Annotated in this window: 19 protein-coding genes and 3 tRNA genes; 20 read left to right on the forward strand and 2 right to left on the reverse strand. The window is 53.0% G+C overall.

Going from position 1 to position 20,847, the window contains the following annotated elements; translation table 11 throughout:
* Positions 1-158 precede the first annotated feature (158 nt).
* From ACFR81_RS07865 to ACFR81_RS07915, 11 genes are all read left to right on the forward strand, one after another.
* Positions 159-230: transfer RNA gene (locus tag ACFR81_RS07865), tRNA-Gln, on the forward strand.
* 24 nt (positions 231-254) lie between these two features.
* A tRNA-Glu gene (locus ACFR81_RS07870) sits at positions 255-327 on the forward strand.
* 209 nt (positions 328-536) lie between these two features.
* Complete coding sequence (locus ACFR81_RS07875; RefSeq protein WP_343875156.1) at positions 537-1,106, forward strand: hypothetical protein; 570 nt, start codon at positions 537-539, stop codon at positions 1,104-1,106.
* 86 nt (positions 1,107-1,192) lie between these two features.
* Complete coding sequence (locus ACFR81_RS07880; RefSeq protein WP_377148703.1) at positions 1,193-1,699, forward strand: hypothetical protein; 507 nt, start codon at positions 1,193-1,195, stop codon at positions 1,697-1,699.
* A gap of 270 nt (positions 1,700-1,969) precedes the next feature.
* Positions 1,970-2,479 carry a hypothetical protein gene (locus tag ACFR81_RS07885; RefSeq protein WP_343875152.1) on the forward strand — a complete coding sequence of 170 codons (510 nt, stop codon included), beginning with the start codon at positions 1,970-1,972 and terminating at the stop codon, positions 2,477-2,479.
* 427 nt (positions 2,480-2,906) lie between these two features.
* Positions 2,907-3,392, forward strand: coding sequence for a hypothetical protein (locus tag ACFR81_RS07890; RefSeq protein ID WP_343875149.1), 486 nt, complete (start codon positions 2,907-2,909; stop codon positions 3,390-3,392).
* 5 nt (positions 3,393-3,397) lie between these two features.
* Positions 3,398-3,985 (forward strand): hypothetical protein, encoded by a 588-nt coding sequence (locus tag ACFR81_RS07895; protein ID WP_343875147.1) that lies wholly within the window; start codon positions 3,398-3,400, stop codon positions 3,983-3,985.
* Between the two features lie 725 nt (positions 3,986-4,710).
* A tRNA-Glu gene (locus tag ACFR81_RS07900) sits at positions 4,711-4,783 on the forward strand.
* Between the two features lie 96 nt (positions 4,784-4,879).
* The gene (locus ACFR81_RS07905; RefSeq protein ID WP_343875145.1) at positions 4,880-6,646 is read left to right on the forward strand and encodes a dynamin family protein; all 1,767 of its coding nucleotides are present in this window, start codon (positions 4,880-4,882) and stop codon (positions 6,644-6,646) included.
* Positions 6,646-8,367 carry a dynamin family protein gene (locus ACFR81_RS07910; RefSeq protein ID WP_343875143.1) on the forward strand — a complete coding sequence of 574 codons (1,722 nt, stop codon included), beginning with the start codon at positions 6,646-6,648 and terminating at the stop codon, positions 8,365-8,367. The genes ACFR81_RS07905 and ACFR81_RS07910 overlap by 1 nt, the downstream gene beginning before the upstream one ends.
* Before the next feature lie 32 nt (positions 8,368-8,399).
* The gene (locus ACFR81_RS07915; RefSeq protein ID WP_145173213.1) at positions 8,400-9,050 is read left to right on the forward strand and encodes a GNAT family N-acetyltransferase; all 651 of its coding nucleotides are present in this window, start codon (positions 8,400-8,402) and stop codon (positions 9,048-9,050) included.
* Here the strand turns inward: ACFR81_RS07915 and ACFR81_RS07920 are convergent.
* Positions 9,036-9,773: an IclR family transcriptional regulator gene (locus ACFR81_RS07920; protein ID WP_083147202.1), complete on the reverse strand. Its 738-nt coding sequence runs from the start codon at positions 9,771-9,773 to the stop codon at positions 9,036-9,038. The two genes, ACFR81_RS07915 and ACFR81_RS07920, sit on opposite strands and share 15 nt — an antisense overlap.
* A gap of 188 nt (positions 9,774-9,961) precedes the next feature.
* On the opposite strand from ACFR81_RS07920, the gene leuC reads away from it, so the two are divergent.
* The 6 genes from leuC to ACFR81_RS07950 all read left to right on the forward strand — a co-directional run bounded on the left by leuC (position 9,962) and on the right by ACFR81_RS07950 (position 16,590).
* Positions 9,962-11,398, forward strand: coding sequence for a 3-isopropylmalate dehydratase large subunit (leuC, locus tag ACFR81_RS07925; protein WP_068170222.1), 1,437 nt, complete (start codon positions 9,962-9,964; stop codon positions 11,396-11,398).
* Positions 11,399-11,409: 11 nt separating this feature from the next.
* Positions 11,410-11,997, forward strand: coding sequence for a 3-isopropylmalate dehydratase small subunit (leuD, locus tag ACFR81_RS07930; RefSeq protein WP_068170219.1), 588 nt, complete (start codon positions 11,410-11,412; stop codon positions 11,995-11,997).
* Positions 11,998-12,255: 258 nt separating this feature from the next.
* A complete protein-coding gene (gene murA / locus ACFR81_RS07935) occupies positions 12,256-13,578 on the forward strand; it encodes a UDP-N-acetylglucosamine 1-carboxyvinyltransferase (protein ID WP_151144567.1) in 1,323 nt (440 codons plus the stop codon).
* Positions 13,578-14,351 (forward strand): lysophospholipid acyltransferase family protein, encoded by a 774-nt coding sequence (locus ACFR81_RS07940; protein ID WP_068170214.1) that lies wholly within the window; start codon positions 13,578-13,580, stop codon positions 14,349-14,351. The genes murA and ACFR81_RS07940 overlap by 1 nt, the downstream gene beginning before the upstream one ends.
* A gap of 2 nt (positions 14,352-14,353) precedes the next feature.
* Entirely contained in the window at positions 14,354-15,424 is a 1,071-nt protein-coding gene (locus tag ACFR81_RS07945; protein ID WP_343875135.1) for an NAD(P)H-dependent glycerol-3-phosphate dehydrogenase, read from the forward strand.
* 29 nt (positions 15,425-15,453) lie between these two features.
* Positions 15,454-16,590, forward strand: a complete 1,137-nt coding sequence (locus tag ACFR81_RS07950; protein ID WP_343875133.1) for a D-alanine--D-alanine ligase family protein — start codon at positions 15,454-15,456, stop codon at positions 16,588-16,590.
* A 94-nt stretch (positions 16,591-16,684) separates the two neighbouring features.
* Here ACFR81_RS07950 and ACFR81_RS07955 read toward each other — a convergent pair whose 3' ends face one another.
* Positions 16,685-17,224 (reverse strand): DUF3515 domain-containing protein, encoded by a 540-nt coding sequence (locus tag ACFR81_RS07955; RefSeq protein ID WP_068170209.1) that lies wholly within the window; start codon positions 17,222-17,224, stop codon positions 16,685-16,687.
* A 107-nt stretch (positions 17,225-17,331) separates the two neighbouring features.
* Here ACFR81_RS07955 and ACFR81_RS07960 point away from each other — a divergent pair, with 107 nt between their 5' ends.
* The 3 genes from ACFR81_RS07960 to ACFR81_RS07970 all read left to right on the forward strand — a co-directional run bounded on the left by ACFR81_RS07960 (position 17,332) and on the right by ACFR81_RS07970 (position 20,621).
* Positions 17,332-18,528 carry a hypothetical protein gene (locus ACFR81_RS07960; RefSeq protein ID WP_343875130.1) on the forward strand — a complete coding sequence of 399 codons (1,197 nt, stop codon included), beginning with the start codon at positions 17,332-17,334 and terminating at the stop codon, positions 18,526-18,528.
* A gap of 5 nt (positions 18,529-18,533) precedes the next feature.
* Entirely contained in the window at positions 18,534-19,634 is a 1,101-nt protein-coding gene (gene thiL / locus ACFR81_RS07965) for a thiamine-phosphate kinase (protein WP_343875128.1), read from the forward strand.
* 75 nt (positions 19,635-19,709) lie between these two features.
* Positions 19,710-20,621, forward strand: a complete 912-nt coding sequence (locus ACFR81_RS07970; RefSeq protein ID WP_343875126.1) for a DAK2 domain-containing protein — start codon at positions 19,710-19,712, stop codon at positions 20,619-20,621.
* The last annotated feature ends 226 nt before the right edge of the window (positions 20,622-20,847 follow it).

Here is a 20,847-nt window from a genome sequence, read left to right on the forward strand (position 1 = left end):
GCGCCGCTTGCATGAAGAGCCGGTGCGCCTTTCCGCTCTCTTTTACCCACTGTGATGCACCTCTACCTCTTTCGATTTGCACACTACTCAATCCTCGTATAGAGTTATTACTCGTTGCACAGGTCAAAGAAGAAAAATCTGAAGCCTAAACAACACATTGGGATATGGTGTAATTGGCAACACTACGGTTTCTGGTACCGTCATTCTAGGTTCGAGTCCTGGTATCCCAGCGAACATCTTTTGAAGATGTTTATGGCCCCATCGTATAGCGGCCTAGTACTCCGCCCTCTCACGGCGGCAACACCGGTTCAAATCCGGTTGGGGTCACAGGCTAAAATCCCTCGCAGAAATGCGGGGGATTTTTTTGTTTAATGACGTTGGATGAAAACATCAAATACTTGAGTTTAAACCCCGTAACTTTGGTGGGTGGAGATTCTGCCGACACGCCGCCTCTACCTGCGATAAGTCTTGCGTTGTGCCCCACTATGGAAAACTGAAAGAAAAGTGATTCATTTTACAGTTGATGAGAAATGGCGATGGACGTGAAATTGAGTTTGCGGGTGGGCGCTGCAGCGCTGGTAGGCGCTCTGGCGTTGACGGGTTGTTCTTACACTGATGTTGATGTTGCCGGTGGTACGGCTAGTTCATCAACGTCGGCAGCGGATTCACCTGCTGAGGTTAATCAGGATTTTGAGCAGGCGGTATTGGGTACAGTTGAAGCATCAGATTTGCCGGTTGGCGAGTGGAGATATGCTGGAGAAAAGCAATTTGATTCTGAATATTTTCACCGCCGTGTTCCGCAAATGAGTACTTATTGCGGGAAAAAAGAAGATGGTATAGAGCTGTACAACAAAGATTTGCGCCTTGAAGCAGAGTATCGCTTCACAAAGGAAGATTATCTCAAGAAGAGTGAGGAGATGTGGGCGTACTGGGAGTCACAGGGGCAAAAGCCATATGTAGTAGGTTCTGATTCTTCTTCGAAGAAGATTGCCTATAAGACTGAAGGTGGTGCTCTGATTCAGTTTGATGCTGGTGAGAATGGGCTGATGATTTTTGCGGATTCTGCGTGTGTTTTGCCGGGTGAGCCTGATCCCCTAGCATCTTAATCTACTCATATATGAAAGGTCTTGTGGTGCGGAAATCGGTAATTGCGTGGCTAGTCCTGGGCACGATGGTGTGTTCTGGGTGCTCTGTGCAGTTCGAGGATGGCGCGGTTAGTTCTGTGTCGGATTCTGGTTCGAAGGTTGAGGCTGTGCGGGATGATTTTCGGGTAGCGGTGCAAGAGACGGTGAAAGCTACTGGTTTAGCAGAAAATCAGTTCAAGTATCAAAGTGGGCAGGTCTATAACGCTTCGGAGTTAGAGGGTGATTTAGAAGGGTTCTTGGGCGCATGCGGTGATAATGGGGCCGGATATAAATACGATTATTCCGCTCCGATAGAAGGAGGCAAGAAGTATTCTGCTGATGAGTGGGAGCCTCAGTCTGAGAAGATTCGCGCTAAATGGGAGTCTTTGGGGTGGGAAGTAAAGAACGTGGCCCCGGGAACGAAGGATGCCCCGGGTATTACGATTGGTGCTTCGACTCCTGCTGGGGTGACGGTTCTGTATACGGTAAGTGATGGCGGAGTAGATTATATTCGGGTATCTTCGCCGTGTTCTGCTGAGATTCCTGCGCCGTCGTCGTCTCCATCTGCATCGTAAGGTTGATATGGCTTCGGGCGGGTCCTTTTTGAGTGTTCTGTCCTAGCTTTAGAAAGCGGAATTAATTGCAGGGCGTTTCAGAGTGTTACCTGAGTTGATTCATGATGAAGTACTTATGTCCCCAGGCTCATGTGAATGGTTATGCTTCGTCTATAGCTATGAACTACGGAGTGCTGATGTCTCCTTGCACGCCAAGGTTAGGGCGGAGCAGAGGTTGAGGCCAGAGGGTGTTTATCGGTATTCAGGTGGTTCGCATTGAGAGGTAGGCGTGTGATGAAGAAGTTTGGTGTGACACTAAGTGCGGTGTTGTTGATGGTGCTTTCAGGCTGTGCATCTGCTGAAGAGAAACGTAAAGAGTTGAGACAGGAATTTAATTCTCTCTATAAGTTGACGATTGATGGGACAGGTACGGCCCATTCGAATTTCACGACTGATGCTTCTGAACCCTTGGAGTACCATTCCATTGCCTCCGGTACCTATCAGCCTTTGCAAGCATGCGATTATATCGGGAATGGGAAGAACAAATGGGTTCTGAAAGCCTTTGTAGTTGCTCCTAAATCTCTGACTTCGCAAGAGGTTTCAGAGCGGATTGATCATATGCGTCAGGTTTGGATGGACCAGGGGCTCGAAGTGCGTAACGTTGCGGGAGCCAACGAAATGGCTCAGATTGCAGTAGATACTGATTCAGGATTGACGATGGGGTATTCGGTTTCGCCTACTAACGAGACAATCAATATTTCCTCGACATGTACGGCTGATTTGGATCCTGATAAGCAGTAAGTACTTGGGGACACGGATACGTTTAGATGGTCTTGCAGCCCGCGATTTTTGATTTTCTAGAACTCTTTTTGAGGTTCCTACTTTTCCTCTAGTGAGGTGAAAAGTTGGCTTGTAGCCTCCTTTCTGTAAGCAGATGATGTCACTCTCTACCTGTATCAGTGATGCCCGGTCGCTGTTCTTCGTACTTGAATAGTGAAGGGTTCTTGTCTAATACTACGGCCCGCCGTGATTTAGCTTATATTGTAGGTGGCGAGGAAAATCGTATTATTCGCGTTTCTCCGGTATTTCGAATGTTTAGCCCGTTTGACAATTTTTATTACCCGCAAGGAATGAGGCATAGATGCAGCGGAAGAATACTTTCAAGAGTTTCATGGTGCTGGTATGCGGCTTGTTATGTGTTTCGGGGTGCGGGACAGGAAGCGTGGGGATGTCTGAGCCGAGTGCTAATGAGGTTTTCGAGGATTATTATGCTGCGTTGACGGGCACGATGTCTGCTAGCGTGCATCGGGACGATTATCAGTGGCGTGATGGGTATGAGAAGTTTCCGTATCCTAATGAAGCTAAATGGACTGACTTCAATCTCTATATAACCAACTGTAATAATGAGGAGGTCGCCCGGCTGGACGGTATGTATGACACCTATAAGCTGAACTTGGGATACAAGAATCCTCAGGAAGCGACCGATAAGGTTGCTGCGTATTGGGAGTCTCAGGGGTGGGAAGTAAAAGATATCTCCAATCCTAAAGACCCGGAGAAGAAACAGATTCTTACGGTGACAGATACAGATATCAATTTGCTGTACACCGCAAGTGTTCGCGGGGAAGACATTGAAGCTACTTCTCGGTGTATTTCTGAGTTCTATCACGAGGATTCTCCTGCGGAGGATCCAGTAGTTTATTCAGCTCAAAAGTAGTTCCGATGTTTCATCCCTTCTTTCTGATGTTTTCCTCGGTGCCCCATCGTTTTTTCAATATCTCTATGGCATTAACAATGAGTATGCTCATGCTTACAGGATGTGGTTCTGTAACTCAGAAGAATAAGGCTATTGAGCCTGGTGCTAATGAGATTTTCAAGGAGATGTACTCTGCGGTAACTGTTGCTGCTAATGCTAATGGGAATGAGGCGAAGTTTCGGTGGAAAAATAATACGAAGCCCTTCCCATATCGAGAAGCATCGTGGGCGGATGTGACTGTTTTTCCCTGTGATGAAGGAAAAGGGCAGCTTAAATTGAACGCGGGTACCACCTATGATCAAAACCTTCACAATGAGGATTACCAAAGTCAAGTAGAAAAAGTTCGACAAGCTTGGGAGTCTCGTGGTTTGAAGGTCCGCAATGTGGGTGAGAGTAAAGGTATGTTTCAGATTGCCACCGATTTAGATCATGGAACTGTGGTGGTTTATACCGCGGGTGTGGGTGGTGAGTCGGTAGAAGCTGATACTGAATGTTTTGCTGGTTTTAAGGGTGATGAGTCGTCGGCTCAGGTTTTCCCTGGTGAGAAACCATAGCGACCAAACACAAAATAGCTAATGAATCATCAGGTTTAGGGCACCAGATACAGGTAGCAATATACTGCTCGCAAAGAATTTTCTAAAGAGAATTAAAGCATGAGCAACTAATTATACTTTTCCATCTTGAAAAAAATAAATATAGGCGACGAGTATTACAGTATAAGCGAACGGTAGTCCGACAAAAATTGATATTGCGGCTAAGAAAAGCGATGTAAATTTATTACCTCGTTCCTCAAGTTTAAAGAGGCTATAAATCGAGATAAAGATTGAGTAAATAACTGATAAAATCGAGATGATACCCAAGAAAGCTGAAAGAGCGAACACGGTTTTAATTACCCCATCGTTAGGGAAAAACGTAGGGTTATTATGAAGATGACCACTATAATGATGCACGAAAAGATTATTCCTGGGCCAAATATCATTGCATGTTGAAGAGTTTTATCATCTTTGATTTGGATATGCTTTTCCATTTTTTGCATCCTCAACGTGACTTAACATGATTTTATTACTTAGATACTACAAGATTGTTCTCATCAGTAGTGGCATGGTCAATATTGATATAAGATTTCCAGTTAAGAAATGACTGGCCATTTGTCCAGGTTCTAGGTTGCGGCGTGACGGCGTCAATAACTTACCGGTGTTCAAAAACACAAGCCCCCACCTTGTTCGGGCATATAAACCTGGGGTAAGCTAAACCTCGTTGTCTTCGCGGCAACAGTGACGGCCCCATCGTATAGCGGCCTAGTACTCCGCCCTCTCACGGCGGCAACACCGGTTCAAATCCGGTTGGGGTCACAACCCAAAAATGCTCTTCACAATGAAGAGCATTTTTTGTTTAAAAATAGATTGCGCCGCAGGGATAAAACCCATAGATATGCAAGAATACAGACTGTGGACGAACAAACAACACCTCTGGCACCCCAACCCATCGAAATTGACGCTGAACTGCGCACCGTGCAAACAGCTCGCTCAACCATCAACGCGGTTACTCTCCCTCTAGAAACAGCAGAGGTCGAAGAGTCACGGATCACGGTTGCTCGCACGCTCACGCAGCTCGATGACTACGTGCTACCCCGCCTTGCCTCGCTCGACGCGCCGCTCACCGTCGTCGTCGGCGGCTCCACTGGCGCCGGTAAATCAACCCTGGTCAATACCTTACTGGGGGAGCCCATTACCCGCTCGGGCGCGATTCGCCCCACCACTCGGCAGCCCGTGCTTTTGCACCGCCCTGAAGACATTGATGCGTTATCACCTGCGCGCATTCTGCCCCACTTAGAACGCATCAAGCACGAAGGTAAAGGTCCGCTCGTTGGTGCCGAATTTGGCTCAACCGACCAGCTCATTACAGTAGCTACTGACTCCATTCCCGCAGGCATTGCACTTATTGATGCCCCAGACGTCGACTCGGTCAGCGAAGATAATCGCCGCCTCGCCAAACAACTGCTCGAAGCCGCTGATCTCTGGCTCTTCGTCACCACCGCAAACCGCTATGCCGATGCCGTGCCGTGGGAACTCCTGCACCAAGCTGCCCGCCGCGACATCACAGTAGCCGTGGTCCTCAACCGTGTACCAGAGGGCTCAGAAGACGAAATCGAAGACGATTTACGCCGTATGCTCCACGAGGCAGGAATTGACCCCGCCCTGCTACTCACCGTCACCGAACAAGAGACCGACGAGCGCGGAATGCTGCCCTCGGTTGCTCTTGTTCCGCTCGTTTTTTGGCTCAGAGAACTGGGTGCTAACACCGACGAACGCTCGCGCATCGCCCGCCAAACACTAGAAGGTTCAATTCGTTCCGTTGCAGACAGAATTGAGCAAATCTCACGGGCACAAGAAACCCAGTACGCGACCTTCGACCGGTTGGCATCGGCAGTTGATAGTTCCTACAACCGCGCTGCTCACAACATCATCGACTCTACCCAAGACGGCTCCTTGCTCCGCGGCGAAGTTCTCTCCCGTTGGCAGGATTTCGTGGGAACAGGCGAATTTTTCCGCTCCATTGAAACGGGCATTGGCCGCCTTCGCGACCGGGTAGCCGGTTTCTTCAAGGGGCAACCATCGCAGGCAGTCGAAGTCGAACAGGCGCTGGAAGTCGGTTTACACTCGGTCATCGTTGAAGAAGCCGCTAAAGCTGCTGAAAGCACTCAGCGCCAGTGGCTCGACGAACGAGCCGGGTGCACCCTGCTAGCTGGCTTTGATGCCGGTCGTCTCGATGAAGATTTCCCCGCCCGTGTTGCCGAAGGTATTCGTGCCTGGCAAGAAGACGTAATGGATATGATTCGAGAAGAAGGCGCCGATAAGCGCCAGCGCGCTCGTTTCATGTCGCTGGGCGTGAACGCCGCAGCCGTCATCTTGATGGTCGCAGTGTTCTCCATGACCGGCGGTCTCACCGGGCTAGAAGTCGGGATTGCCGGCGGTTCCGGCGTAGTAGGCACCAAACTCCTCGAAGCAGTCTTTGGTGAAGACGCCGTTCGCCGCATGGCTCTCGGTGCACGAACCAACCTAGAAACCCGCATCAAAGAAATGCTAGAAGACCACTCCGCCCTGTTCTACGAGCGTCTGGACGCGATTGATAAAGGCCCTGCACCCGAACTCATTGCCCGCAACGCTCAGGAAGTTTCCGCAATCGCCAGCGCCCTCAAAGGAGGTCACCAGTAATGTCACCAGCTCACCGAAACGCTGAACAGTCGCTGACCCACCTGGCGCAGCGCGTTGACTCCCTCAATACCGCAGTGGAGCTGGGGGAAGGGCGCGTAGATGCTGACTCCATGGACCACGTGCAGAAAATTCTTGAGCGCACCTCCCGCCGGCGGGAACTCTCCGCCGAGCACACCGTCATTGGCTTCTTTGGCGCAACAGGTTCAGGCAAGTCCTCACTGTTCAACGCGGTCATTGGGCAAAAAGTTGCCCAAAGTGCCGCCCGTCGTCCTACCACCTCCAAAGCGCAAGCTGCGGTCTGGGGCAGAGAAGGCAGCGAAGAACTCCTTGACTGGCTCGATGTTGAAAATCGCGTCTATTTTGACGACGACGGCGAAAACGCAGCGCAGTCGCTCAACCGCGCAGAAGTTCCGCAAACCGACGGCATGTGGAACCGCATGAAGAAAATGATGGGGCGCGCCAACCTCCAGACCCATAGCGGCGGATTGATTCTGCTGGACCTCCCTGATTTTGACTCCATCGAAAAATCAAACCGCGCCATCGTCGAGCGGATGGCTGGATACGTTGATGTTTTGGTCTGGGTATTTGATCCGCAGAAATACGCCGACGCCGTGATTCACGACGAGTTCATCACCCCCTTGGCAGAGCATGGAGCTGTGACCATGGCGGTGCTTAACCAGGCAGACCGCATTCGCGAGAGCGAAATCCCTGGCGTTCTTGATTCACTGCAGCGACTCTTGGCCGAAGACGGACTCAGCAATAACCTGCTGGCACCGCCGGTAGCTGTCTCCGCTAAAACGGGGGACGGTATCGACAGGCTTCGCGCCGTTCTGGGCAAAGTAGCGGTTGAAAAATCCGCAGCTTTGGCGCGAATTGAAGCTGACCTCGATTCGGCAGTAGCTACCCTCAATGAATTCGATGGCAACGGAATCCCCGATGGAATTACAGGAACCGGCATACGGGAGCTAGAGCACGGACTCTATCAAGCGTCCAACGCGCCCGCTGTGGTCAGTGCCGCTGCGGCATCCTACCAACTCCATGCTGTATCAAATACCGGTTGGATTGCTACCCGCTGGCTCCTGAAATTCAGAAAAGACCCGCTGAAGAGACTTAACCTGCACCGGGAAAACCAGGAATCATCTATTTCTCGTTCGTCTTTGCCACCGCTGAGCGCCGGACAGAAGTCGCAGATTAGCTCATCCATTCGACGTTTCTCGCACGACTGCGCCGAAGGCGTGGGGGAGCCGTGGAGTCATTCCATTCGCGATGCCGCCCGTTCACAGGAGCAGAACCTTCCCACTGCCCTAGAACGAGCAGTGGGCAGAGTGGACTACCAGGCGCAGAAAAAACAGTGGTGGTGGATTCTGCTCAACATCATCCAGTGGATTGGAATCATCGGTGCTTTAGCAGGGCTTCTGTGGCTCACCGCTATGGCCGCCGCCGGTTACTTCCAACTGCAGTTGCCGCCCCCGCCGGTTATTGAAGGAACAATCTTCCCCCTCCCCACCTTGCTGGTGATAACAGGGCTTCTGCTCGGTATCGTCACCGCCGTCATCGGCAGAGTGATTGCCGCCGCAGGTAAGAGAATGTATGCCCGTAAGATTGAGCGCCAGATACGATTCAATATCGAGGAAGTCTCCGAGCATTATGTGGTGGAGCCGGTTCGAAGTGAACTTGACCGCCACCAAGCATTTGGCGAAGCCCTAGCAAACGCTCGGTAGCTTGCCCCCGAAGAGGACATAGGAGTACAACCTTGGAGCACACAGATCCCCCCATCCGGGTGCGCAATTACAGGGAATCAGATGAGACAGCATGGGTTCGAACGCGCGTCTTAGCATTTCTGGATACCAGCTACCGCGATGACGTGCAGATGTACCGTGAGCGCTATGAGAATCCCTCGGTACGTTTAGTGGCCGAAGAGACCTCAAGCCGCCAGCTTGTGGGATTGATGGATATTGAATATGAAAACAAACCGGGGGAGGTCTGCAATTTTACCGGTGAACGCGGCGGAATCATCTGGCACCTGGCAGTTCTTCCCGAATACCGCAACGTAGGCATTGCCCAAAAACTTTGGGAAGAGGCGCTCGTTCAGCTTGAACGTGCAGGTATTCACCGGCTCCAGGTGTGGACCCAGGACGACGAACCCGCCAACCACTGGTATGTTGCGCGGGGCTTTGAGCTCAAGCACTCCTACCTCAACGTGTTTGCCCGTGGGTTTATCGATAAGGGCCCCCTGAACGAGTTATTGGTGGGCGCCGATAAGACCTGGGAATTTGGGCACATCCGCAATCTGAATTTTGAGGCAGATAGCAGCCAGCGGGAGCGTTTAGAAGCCTTGAGCTACCGAATTCACGAGGTGCGCGGTTATGAGCTTGATTTGAAGAAAGTCTTACCTAGCTCGTAGCGCGTCGGTGAGCTGGTGCGCTGCTTTGCACACCACTTCTGCATGAAGTCTGCCCGGCTGGCGGGTAAGGCGTTCAATGGGGCCGGAAATGGAAACCGCCGCAATGACCTTGCCGGATGCGTTGCGCACCGGAGCTGATACGGACGCCGTGCCCCGCTCGCGTTCGCCCACCGACTGAGCCCAGCCTCGACGTCGAACCGCCGCCAACATGGTTGCTGAGAAGCGCGAATTACGCAGACCTTCAACCAAGCGTGCTTGATCTTCCCACGCAGTCAAAACCTGGGCAGCAGAACCAGCTCGCATAGACAGCTGAGTGCCCACAGGAATCGTGTCCCGCAATCCAATGGGTCGTTCTGCTGAGGCAATGCAGACACGCCAATCACCCTGACGGCGATACACCTGGGCGGATTCGCCGGTGATATTACGCAATTGATTGAGAACAGGTCCCGAAGCTGAAATGAGCCGGTCTTCACCGGCTGCAGATGCCAGCTCGGATATACGTGGCCCCAGCATAAAACGCCCCTGAATATCTCGGGCGACTAGGCGGTGGTGCGCTAGCGCTACGGCGAGACGGTGGGCAGTGGGGCGAGCAAGACCAGTAGCTTCAACCAGCTGAGAGAGTGAAGCGGGGCCAGCTTCTAGGCAGTCCAAAATGTAAGCAGCTTTGTCGAGAACTCCGACTCCCGAGGAAGTTTTTTGCGGGGTGCTGGATTCTTCGCTCACTGAATTCCTTTCAAAATATGCACATATTCGCGTAGAGGGATGGGTTTCTCCGCTAGTGACATATATATTTATGCAAAATCTAGTAAAAGTATGTCATTCTCAATATTTGATATGCAAGCTCATTTAATGGAAACTTTGTAAAATCCTAGCCACACTGGTGGGAGATCAATTTTCATACGGAGGAATAAATGGCTGAAGGAATCGCATCGAAACCCCGAACCCTGGCAGAAAAAGTCTGGGATGCCCACACCGTCGTCAAAGGTGACGGCGGTAAGCCAGATCTTCTCTACATCGACCTTCACCTGGTTCACGAAGTCACCTCACCCCAAGCCTTCGAGGGTCTGCGGTTAGAAAACCGCCCGCTGCGTCGTCTTGATTTGACCATTGCCACCGAAGACCACAACACCCCCACCGAGGATATTTTCAGCACCATCGCGGATATTACCTCGCGTACTCAGATTGAAACCCTGCGAAAAAATGCAGCAGAATTTGGGGTAAGAATCCACTCGTTGGGCGACATGGAACAGGGAATTGTGCACGTGATGGGGCCACAACTGGGGCTGACCATGCCGGGCATGACGGTCGTTTGCGGGGACTCCCACACCTCCACCCACGGAGCTTTCGGAGCCCTGGCATTTGGCATCGGCACCTCTGAAGTTGAGCACGTGATGGCAACACAGACCCTGCCGCTGGCTCCCTTCAAAACCATGGCAATCACCGTTGATGGCACACTCAAACCCGGTGTCACCGCAAAAGACATCATCTTGGCGGTCATCGCAGAAATCGGCACCGGCGGTGGGCAGGGCTATGTCTTGGAGTACCGTGGCTCCGCTATCCGTTCGCTGTCCATGGAAGGTCGTATGACCATCTGCAATATGTCCATCGAAGCGGGCGCTCGCGCCGGTATGGTCGCTCCCGATGAAACTACTTTCGAGTACGTCAAAGGCCGCGAACACGCACCCACCGGTGAATTGTGGGATCAGGCGGTGGAGTACTGGAAAACCCTGCCCACCGACGAGGGCGCCCAGTTCGACCGCGAAATATTCATTGATGCCAACGAACTCGAACCGTTCGTCACCTGGGGCACGAACCCCGGCCAGGGTATTCCTCTTTCGCAGGCAGTGCCCTTCCCCGAAGATTTTCAAAGCGAAAGCGACACCGCAGCAGCGCAGAAAGCACTGGATTACATGGGGCTCACTGCAGGAACCCCTATGAAAGATATCCCCGTGGACGTGGTCTTTTTAGGGTCCTGCACTAACTCGCGCATCGAAGATCTACGTGCGGCCGCTGACATCGTCAAAGACCACAAAGTTGCAGAAAATGTACGCATGATGGTGGTTCCTGGATCGCAGAAAGTGCGAGCTCAGGCAGAAGCCGAAGGTCTAGATCAAATTTTCAAAGACTTTGGTGCCGACTGGCGCTTTGCCGGGTGCTCAATGTGCCTGGGGATGAATCCTGACCAACTTGCGCCGGGGGAGCGTTGCGCATCTACATCGAATCGCAACTTTGAAGGTCGCCAGGGTAAAGGTGGACGAACGCATCTGGTCTCGCCCCTCGTCGCAGCGGCAACCGCAATCCGTGGCACGCTGAGCTCCCCGTCCGATCTTGAACCTGCTACCGCCTAAGGAAATCTTTTATGGAACCAATTAAAAAGCACACAGGTATTGGCGTGCCCCTGCGCGCCTCAAACGTTGATACAGACCAAATCATTCCTGCGGTGTACCTCAAGCGAGTCACCAAAACGGGTTTTGACGACGCCCTTTTTGCTAACTGGCGGAAGGACGAAAAATTTATCCTCAACCGCGAGCCGTATTCCCAAGGCACCGTGCTGGTTGCAGGGCCTGATTTTGGTACCGGATCATCTCGTGAACACGCAGTATGGGCGCTCAAAGATTATGGTTTCCGCGTGGTAATTTCTGACCGGTTTGCCGATATTTTCCGTGGAAATTCAGGCAAACAGGGGTTAGTTGCCGCTCAGGTGACACAAGATAATGTGGAATTGCTCTGGAAAATCCTGGAAAACGAACCGGGGACTGAAGTGACCGTCGATTTAGAAAATAAAACCGTGCTGTGCGGTTCGGTAGAAGTGCCGTTTGAGATTGACGATTACGTACGCTGGCGACTCATGGAAGGGCTGGACGATATTGGGCTCACCCTTCAGCAGGAAGGAAAAATTTCCGAGTTTGAAAAGAGCCGCCCCGCCTGGTTGCCCAAGACGCAATAAAGAAACATTGCCCAGTGCCATCGCCTGAGCCGTCACATGTGTTTTCCACCTCGAGGTGCTGTTCCCAACAGTAAGTGGACAGACTTTTTTGATACGGGCGGTGTACTCTTATCCTTATTATTTGCTTTATTGTTAGTAGATAATTGTTTGTTAGAAACTGCGGTGTATAAACAATCTGCAGATATAACACCTAGAGAACCCCTTGCTCGTACGTTTCTGCAGTGAAACTGCGTGCTGAGACAACATGATTGGAAACATATGACCAGCGCACTACGAATCGAAGGTGGCAACCCGCTCACCGGTGAAGTTAAAGTTCGCGGAGCCAAAAACCTTGTTCCCAAGGCGATGGTTGCTGCGCTACTGGGCTCTACCCCTTCTACGTTGCGCAATGTTCCCGAGATTAAAGACGTTCAGGTAGTCACCTCTCTGGTGGAGCTTCACGGCGTAGCGGTTCACAATGATCCCAAAACCGGTGAACTCACCATGGACCCCACCAATGTTTCTTTGGCTAACCACGCTGATATTGACGCTCACGCTGGCGATTCACGTATCCCTATTTTGCTCTGCGGTCCTCTTTTGCACACTTTGGGCGAAGCGTTTATTCCTGACTTGGGTGGCTGCCGTATTGGTGATCGTCCGATTAACTACCACCTGCGTGTTCTTGAAGAATTCGGCGCCAAGGTAGAGAAGCTTCCCACCGGTATCTCCATGCGAGCTCCTTCAGATGGTTTGAAGGGTGCAAAGATTCACCTGGAATACCCCTCGGTTGGCGCAACTGAGCAGGTACTTCTGGCTGCAACTCGTGCAGAAGGTAAGACTGAACTGACCGGTGCAGCTATCGAACCTGAAATCATGGACTTGATTGCTATCTTGCAAAAGATGGGCGCAATCATCACTGTGGAAACCGATCGTCAGATTATCATTGAGGGCGTGGATGAGCTCAAGGGCTATACCCACACCGCTCTTCCTGACCGCAACGAATCTGCTTCTTGGGGTTCTGCGGCTCTTGCGACCGGCGGCGATATCTTTGTTCGCGGCGCAGATCAGAAGGACATGAGCACCTTCCTCAACGTCTTCCGCAAGATGGGCGGCGGCCTCGATATTCAAGACGACGGCATCCGCTTCTACCACCCCGGAACCGACCTGAACCCCTTGTTCGTTGAAACGAACGTACACCCCGGCTTTATGACTGACTGGCAGCAGCCACTGGTTGTTGCTATGACGCAGGCACAGGGCGTATCAGTAGTTCACGAAACCGTGTACGAAAACCGCTTTGGTTTTACCGATGCTTTGGTTCGCATGGGTGCTACCGTGCAGATTCACAAAGACTGCTTGGGTCCCACCGTGTGCCGTTTCGGTCATCAGAACTTCAAGCACTCCGCCATCATTACCGGCAAGACTCCTTTGCACGGTGCAGACATCAACGTACCTGACCTACGTGGTGGCTTCTCCCACATCATTGCCGCTTTGACCGCTGAAGGCACTTCGAATGTCACTGGCGTATCTGTGATTTCCCGCGGCTATGAGCACTTTGTGGACAAGCTGCAGGGCTTGGGAGCTCAGTTCGAGGTTTTGAGCTAATGAAAGGCTCGGCTACCTCCCAGCAGCCATTGCCAGAGCTCAAGCCCACGGCATTCGGTGATTCGATGTACCGGGTCTTGGGAACCGCCGCGCGCGGTGTATATCGCTCGCTTCTTTCCCTCCAGCTAGAGGGCAAAGAAAAGCTACCTCGAGACCGCGGGTACATCGTGATTTCTAATCACCTCACCGAGCTCGATCCGGTAACCGTGGCCTACCCGGTCTTCGTGACAGGTACTTTACCCCGGTTCCTTGCCAAAGAATCTCTCTTCCGGGCACCTGGCCTTGGATGGATTTTGCGGACACTCGCTCATATCCCCGTAGCACGCGGCTCGGTCGATGCCCGCAAGTCCCTTGAGACCGCACAGAACGTGGTAGACGGTGGGGGAGCGGTCATTATTTATCCAGAGGGCACTTTATCGAAGGACCCCGATGGATGGCCGATGGCTGGACGGACGGGCGCCGCGCGTCTTGCCCTGGCTACAGGTGCACCGGTCATTCCTATTGCTCACTGGGGGGACCAAGATTTCCTCCCCCCGCATAGCAAGCCCAGTATTTTGCCCCGCAAAAAGGTGCGCGTGAAAGTGGGGACTCCGCTGGATTTCTCGCACATTGTGCAGTCTGAACCAGGCAAAAAGTACACGCGCTCAGAGCTCGTGGAACTCACTGACTTTATGTTGGACGCCGTCACCGAACTCCTCGAAGATATTCGAGGTGAAAAAGCCCCAGAGGGTAGATTTAATCCTGCCACTGGTCAGCGAGAAATAAGGGGTTAGTAGTGACTGCATCGGTACAAAAAGTAGCGGTTCTTGGAGCCGGTAGCTGGGGAACCGCATTCGCCAAAATTGTAGCGGATACGGCCGCTGAACAGCAGACTTCAGTTGAAACGGTACTGTGGGGGCGAAACCCTCAATCGATGCAACAGTGTCAACAAACTCGGGTGAACGAGAAGTATTTTCCCGGCATAGTGCTGCCCGAAAAGCTTCAGTTCACCGCAGACCTGCAAGAAGCTCTCTCAGGCGCCGATATTGCGGTCTTAGCTATCCCTGCTCAGTCTTTGCGAGCTCAGCTTGAAGTGGCAATTCCGCTGAGTGAGCCGCACGCCGTCTTCGTTTCTTTGGCGAAGGGGCTGGAACAGGGCACGCGTTTGCGCATGTCGGAAGTCATCGCGGATGTGCTGTCAACAGTACATCCGCAGCTGAGCGAGTCCGAGACACAGTCGCGCATTGCGGTCTTATCCGGACCCAATCTCGCGAAAGAAATCGTGGCAGAGCAACCGACCGCATCGGTGATTGCCGCGCATACTGAGGAAATCGCCCAAGCGATAGCCAAAGTGTGCGCAAGCTCCTATTTCCGCCCTTACATCGGTACAGATATTGTGGGGGTCGAAATTGGCGGGCTGGTCAAAAACGTTATTGCCCTTTGTGTAGGAATGTGCGATGGGCTGGGTTATGGTGACAATTCCAAAGCTTCTGTTATGACCCGCGGATTGGCAGAAATTACCCGTCTTGCGCTGGCTCTAGGTGGAGAACCCGCCACCATGAGCGGTCTGGCAGGCATGGGCGATTTGGTTGCAACCTGCTCTTCTCCTCTGTCTCGCAATCACACTGCCGGTCGCCACCTAGCTGCAGGAGTTTCATCCCGCGAGCTGGGCACTGTCATGACGCAGACTGCCGAATCAGTGAAGACCACGCCCGTCGTTGTCGAACTAGCATCCCAACACGGTATTGAAATGCCCATCTGCGAGGCAGTGAGCGCCGTCCTTGCTGATCAACTCAACATCAAAGATTTAGCCCCGCAGCTTCTGGGCAGAAGTCTGAAGAACGAAAACAGCACTCGTTCGATCTAAACAACCTAAGAATTGAGAAAATACAAGAGATGTCACACCCCACTTCAGATGCTCACTCCAAAAAGGCAACTGTTGCCCTACTCGCTGGCGGACGTTCCTCAGAGCATCCCATTTCTCTAATTACTGCATGCGGTGTACTTGGCTCTATCGACACCGATAAGTTCAACGTGGTGATGATTGGTATTACCGAGGACGGTCGCTGGTATCTCACCAATCTCGAAGAACTGTCGGCATTGACCGCGCAGGGTGCTTCAGCTCGCTTTACCGCAGGCAATCAGCAGGTCTTCTTGCCCTTAGGTGGCGGCGATTCGCGCCTTCGCCTGGTGGATGGAAACAACGAGATGCAGTACAGCGAACCCATCGATGTCGTATTCCCACTTTTGCACGGACCCTTTGGCGAAGACGGCACTGTGCAAGGTCTGCTGGAAATGGCAGATTTGAAGTATGTGGGCTGTGGCGTAGCAGCTTCTGCCATCGGCATGGATAAGCATTTCATGAAGGTAGCTTTTGAATCAGCAGGGCTAGAAGTTGGTCCCTACGAAGTGGTGTCCAAACGGCAGTGGGATAAAGACCCGCAGACAGTCAAAGAACGCATTGCAAATCTGGGCTTCCCCCTGTTCGTCAAGCCTGCGCGCGCTGGTTCTTCCTTCGGCATTACTAAAGTTGATGCAGCAGAAGAATTGGACGCCGCCATTGAAGAAGCTCACAGATTTGACCCCAAACTGGTCATCGAAGCTGGTATTGAAGGCCGCGAAATCGAATGCGCAGTGCTGGATACTTCTGCCGGGGGCGTACCGAGAGCTTCCTATCCTGGCGAAATCGTGATTACCGATCAGGATCACGGTTTCTACGACTTCGACGCCAAGTATGTTTCGAAGAATTCAGCACGGACGCAATGCCCGGCAGATTTGCCAGAGGACGTACAAAAAACCATTCGCGAACTAGCCGTAGAAGCTTTCCTCGCGCTCGATGGTGAAGGACTTTCTCGGGCAGATTTCTTCTATACTCCCGATGGAAAAATTATCATCAATGAAGTCAATACCATGCCCGGGTTCACCCCCATCAGCATGTATAAGACCATGTGGGAGAACTCAGGTATTGATTATCCCTCTCTTATTGAAGAACTCATTCAGCTAGCTCTGGAACGCCCGCTGGGTCTGCGCTAATCCCCATAAAATTTGCCCCGCACTGTATCAGTGCGGGGCTAATTTTTTACAGTGGCTTTAGCCGGCTGATTTAAGTTCTCTCAAGTGCTGCTTACTAGCCTTGGGTACTGAGCGAATCATCGATGTTGCTACATTTTTCGGTCTGTTTTAGCTGGGCTACGGGTGAACCTAGCTCTACGAGCAAGGTAGAACTGCTGACTTTATCGGCGTCGAAAGTGACCTGTACATCAGGGGAGCGGCCGAAAGTGGTGGCTGTCCAGGTGCCGGTCGCGGTCTGGGTGGAAGAAGTGGAGCCGTCCTTTTCTTTGGACGGCTTGATGATCCAATCCACGCCATTGACCGAAGCACACGGATCAGATACAGGACCGGGAACCTCCACTCCGCATTTGAGAATAATCGACGCGGGATCTCCCCAGGCAGTAGTAGCCTGAGCGGTCGTTTCCCGCTGCGCCAATCCGCCCAGCTCTTCCGGCATGGCAACTAAGGCTTTGGCGCACTCGGGATTAGTGGCATCCGGTGCGGGCTCTAAATGGACCGGCCCTGCCCCGCACGCCGTCATCAGCAAGCTCAGCGGAAGCAAGAAAGCCAGCGCCGCGCGTCTTACTATTTGGGGTGACGTTGAAGAAAACACCATTCCATCCTACCCAAGGCGGGGGCGGGAGAGTGTGGCAGGTTCGTCATTTTCTTCGCTCACACTCACTGCTAGGCTGAGGGAGATAGAAAATGCAGAAGGGGGCAAGCATGAGAGAACGCTCATGGCAGGGTGGACTGAAAACCGCAGGTGCAGTAGGTCTGCTCACAGGCGTATCCATTATTTCAGTCACAGTTGCCCAGGCTGAATCACCCGTTGCCCCCGCTACTTCAGCCGCCGCGCCCACTGCCCTCACCACCGGTGCGAGCGCAGAACCAGCCCCCCCTGGCATGGAGGTGACTCAGAGCTCACCCGCTGCAGTTCCTGCAGAACCTACTGCTCCAACAACGAGCCCTACTCCTGAGTCCACAGACCAGCCAATGAGCGCACCGAGTCTTACCGCTCAGCCGACGGATGCCCCGACGACAGAGCTTATTGAGGCACCTCCAGCAGAGCCAACTGCTACCCCTTCGGCGGAACCAACAACTCAGCCGACTGCTGAGCCAACGAACGAACCTACCACTGAACCCACGGTAGAACCGACAACCCCACCAACAGTTGCCCCTCCTGTTGAGCCAACTACCGAGCCAACTGTTGAGCCGACTGCCGTACCTACCGCGCAGCCCTCCGTTGCCTCGGTTCCGCTTCCCACCGAGGCTCCTACTCTTCCGCCCACTTCAGCGCCTAGCCTTGCTCCGACGTCGATACCGACGGTAGCGCCCTCTACTGACCCCACCCAAAGCGGTCAGCCGCAGACGCTGGTTCCGCCAGCGGTTCCGGGCACTCCTTCACCCGTAGCGCCCACAACCCGGACTACTGTCCCGGTGCCTCAGGCTGCTCCGAGCACTCAGACGCCCTCTCAATCTTCTGCCGTTCCAACCCCGAGCACTCAGGCGCCCAGTACCTTGGAACAGTGGGCTCAGAATCGTTCTCAGCCAGCGCCGCAGCCCCTCCCACAACGGTCCAAGTTAGAAAATATTGCTGGAATTGCCCGGGCTCCGCAAAATAATACTGCCTTGCGTGATAGCGACCAGGCACATTCGCCCCAGGGTGCAGCCGCTTGGGTAGAGAGTTTCTTCAAGTCTGATAATCACACAGGGTCCTCAGGAGACGGCACTACTGCCGGGGTCACAGGAGCTTCTGATCAGGAACAGTCTTCATCGTCAGTGCTCACCAACGAGGCTCTAACCCGTGGGCAGGCAATTATCAAGGGGTATGGTCCAGCTTTGCTCTTTTCTCTAGTGGGACTCGGTACGATTTTTTATGTCACCCGCGAATTCTCGCGCTCTACTCGTGGTGACCGCTAAAAGCTATGAAATCTTCAGCGCACAGTGCAGCAACATTCGCATCCCCGGTAAGGAAGTTTTCAGAATCGGAGATTTTGCGGGCTTTTGTGCCGTTGCTCGAAGAACACAATCGATGGGTGGGGGATCAACCAGGAAATCTTGTCGAAATGACGGTGGGGCCCGGCGACGATTGCTCGGTACTTTCCGTGCCGGCTTCCCAGTTGGTATTCACTACCGATACGCAGACCGAGGGGCAGGATTTCAGAAGGCAGTGGAATTCCGGGGATACCACCACTGGCTATGATGTTGGCTGGAAAGCAGCCACCCAGAACCTTGCCGATGTGGTGTCCATGGGTGCAGAACCGATCACTTTGCTGGTTTCGCTTTCCACTCCGCCGGATATTCCTTTGCAATGGCTCAAAGATTTTGCCAGGGGGCTCACTGACTCGTGTCGGAAGAATGGTGCTGAACGCTGCTCTATTTCCGGTGGAGACTTAGGTGCGAGTACTGAGATTTCTGTGACGGTGACGGCGGTGGGGCGGTGTGCAGGTGCGCCACTTCTCCGTTCGGGCGCTCAGGTGGGCGACGTCGTCGCTATCGCTGGTGAACTAGGCACGGCAGCCGCTGGCTTTGCGGTGATGGAGTATTCTCAAGGCTTCAGCGTCGATGATTTAGAGAATCGCCCCGAGCATATTTTGCGAGCGGTTCAAGCACAGCAACGACCGCAGACGCCAACGAGAAATGCGCTTCAGGCGGTCGGGGTAGCCCACGCCATGATGGACATTTCAGATGGTCCAGTGCGAGATGCTCAGCGTATCGCCCAAGCGTCCAAGGTTTCCATCCATCTTGAAACTGAACTGTTCAGAGCGGATATTGCCCAGCTTGAACCCGTGGCGGACTGGCTCATTGCCCGTTCTGAAATCCAAGAATTTTCCCTTTCAACTGCCACCCGCTGGGTTCTCTCCGGCGGCGAAAACCACGGCATGTTAGCGTGTTTTCCTGCAGATACTCCATTGCCGAAAGGGTTTCGGGCAGTTGGAAGATGCGAGAGGGCCCACCCCGGTAGCGTTTTCGTTGATGGCAAAGTGCCCAGCGATAAAGGGTGGGATCACTTTCTCGCAGAGTAAAATTTTCACCAAAGGTATTTCGGACAAACTCGTGCGCTGAGAGCCGCGCGATTCGATGAAAGTAGAGGCAAAGCCATGAAGCAGTGGACTATGCAAGAACTGTGGAAACCTTGGATGAGCCTGTCCATTGAATCGCTGGCTCTTCAGGAGCAGACGCTGAATTCGATGAATGTTTTTCCCGTAGCTGATGCCGATACGGGGTCGAATATGCTGGCCACGCTACGCGGTACTTTAGCTCCATCGGCGTTGGAGGGCGCTCGCTGTGCCCTTGATTCTTCTCGAGGGAATTCGGGAACACTTTTGTCTGTGTGGCTAAAGACTCTCGTGGAATCACTCGGTGAAACCGGTATACTCACTCCAGAGGCTCTGCACTATGCTTTGTTCCGGGCGTGGGAGGTTGCTCAAACTGCGGTGAGTGCTCCCGCAGAAGGAACTATGCTCACCGTCATGCACACTCTCGCTCAGGCTCCGGTTCGAGGGGAACTAGAAGAACATTTTCCTTTCTTGATATCCGAAGCTGCAGAGGCTGCGTTTGCCACGCAAAAGCTACAGCAACAAGCGCGTGAGGCACACACCTTTGACGCCGGCGCTGTGGGTCTCGCGCTGGTGGTGAAGGCATGGGGTCAAGCAATGGGGCTGGAAATACCGCAGAATGAAACAATGGACTCTATTCTTTCACCGGGACCCGCTGCTGATGCGGGGCAAACAAGCCCGGCGTCGTCCGGCGATGCAGGAGCACAGACATCTTCTACGAGTGTTGAAATCGTATGTACGGTACAGCTCTCCCCGTTGGATATGGCACATTTGCGCAGTAGTTTAGATGCCCTGGGCGATTCAGTAGTGATAGCACCGGTGGATCAGGGGAGCGGAACCACGCCCTCATGGCGGGTTCACGTGCATGTACCTCAGCAAGATAAAGCGTTACAGGCGATTCGTGCACTCGCCGAACCTGAGAACCTTCAGGTGACCTCGCTGGAGGCACACTAGTGGAGAGTGCTTCAGCTGACGGCGCTCTCTTTGACGAGAAAGCACTGAAGAACCCCCAGCCTAAACCTAAGGCTAAGACTACGGTGAAGAAATCCTCTCAGGCTTCCCCTCGAAAGAAACGCGTAAGCACTGCTCCTCAACCGCCTATTTCGCCTGAGAAAGCCAAAGCGCAAAAGAAATACGCGCAAGAAAAACGTCTAGAAAACGAAAAACTTGCAGACTATCT

The organism is Rothia amarae (genome assembly GCF_042677725.1).
Classification (GTDB): Bacteria; Actinomycetota; Actinomycetes; order Actinomycetales; family Micrococcaceae; genus Rothia; species Rothia amarae.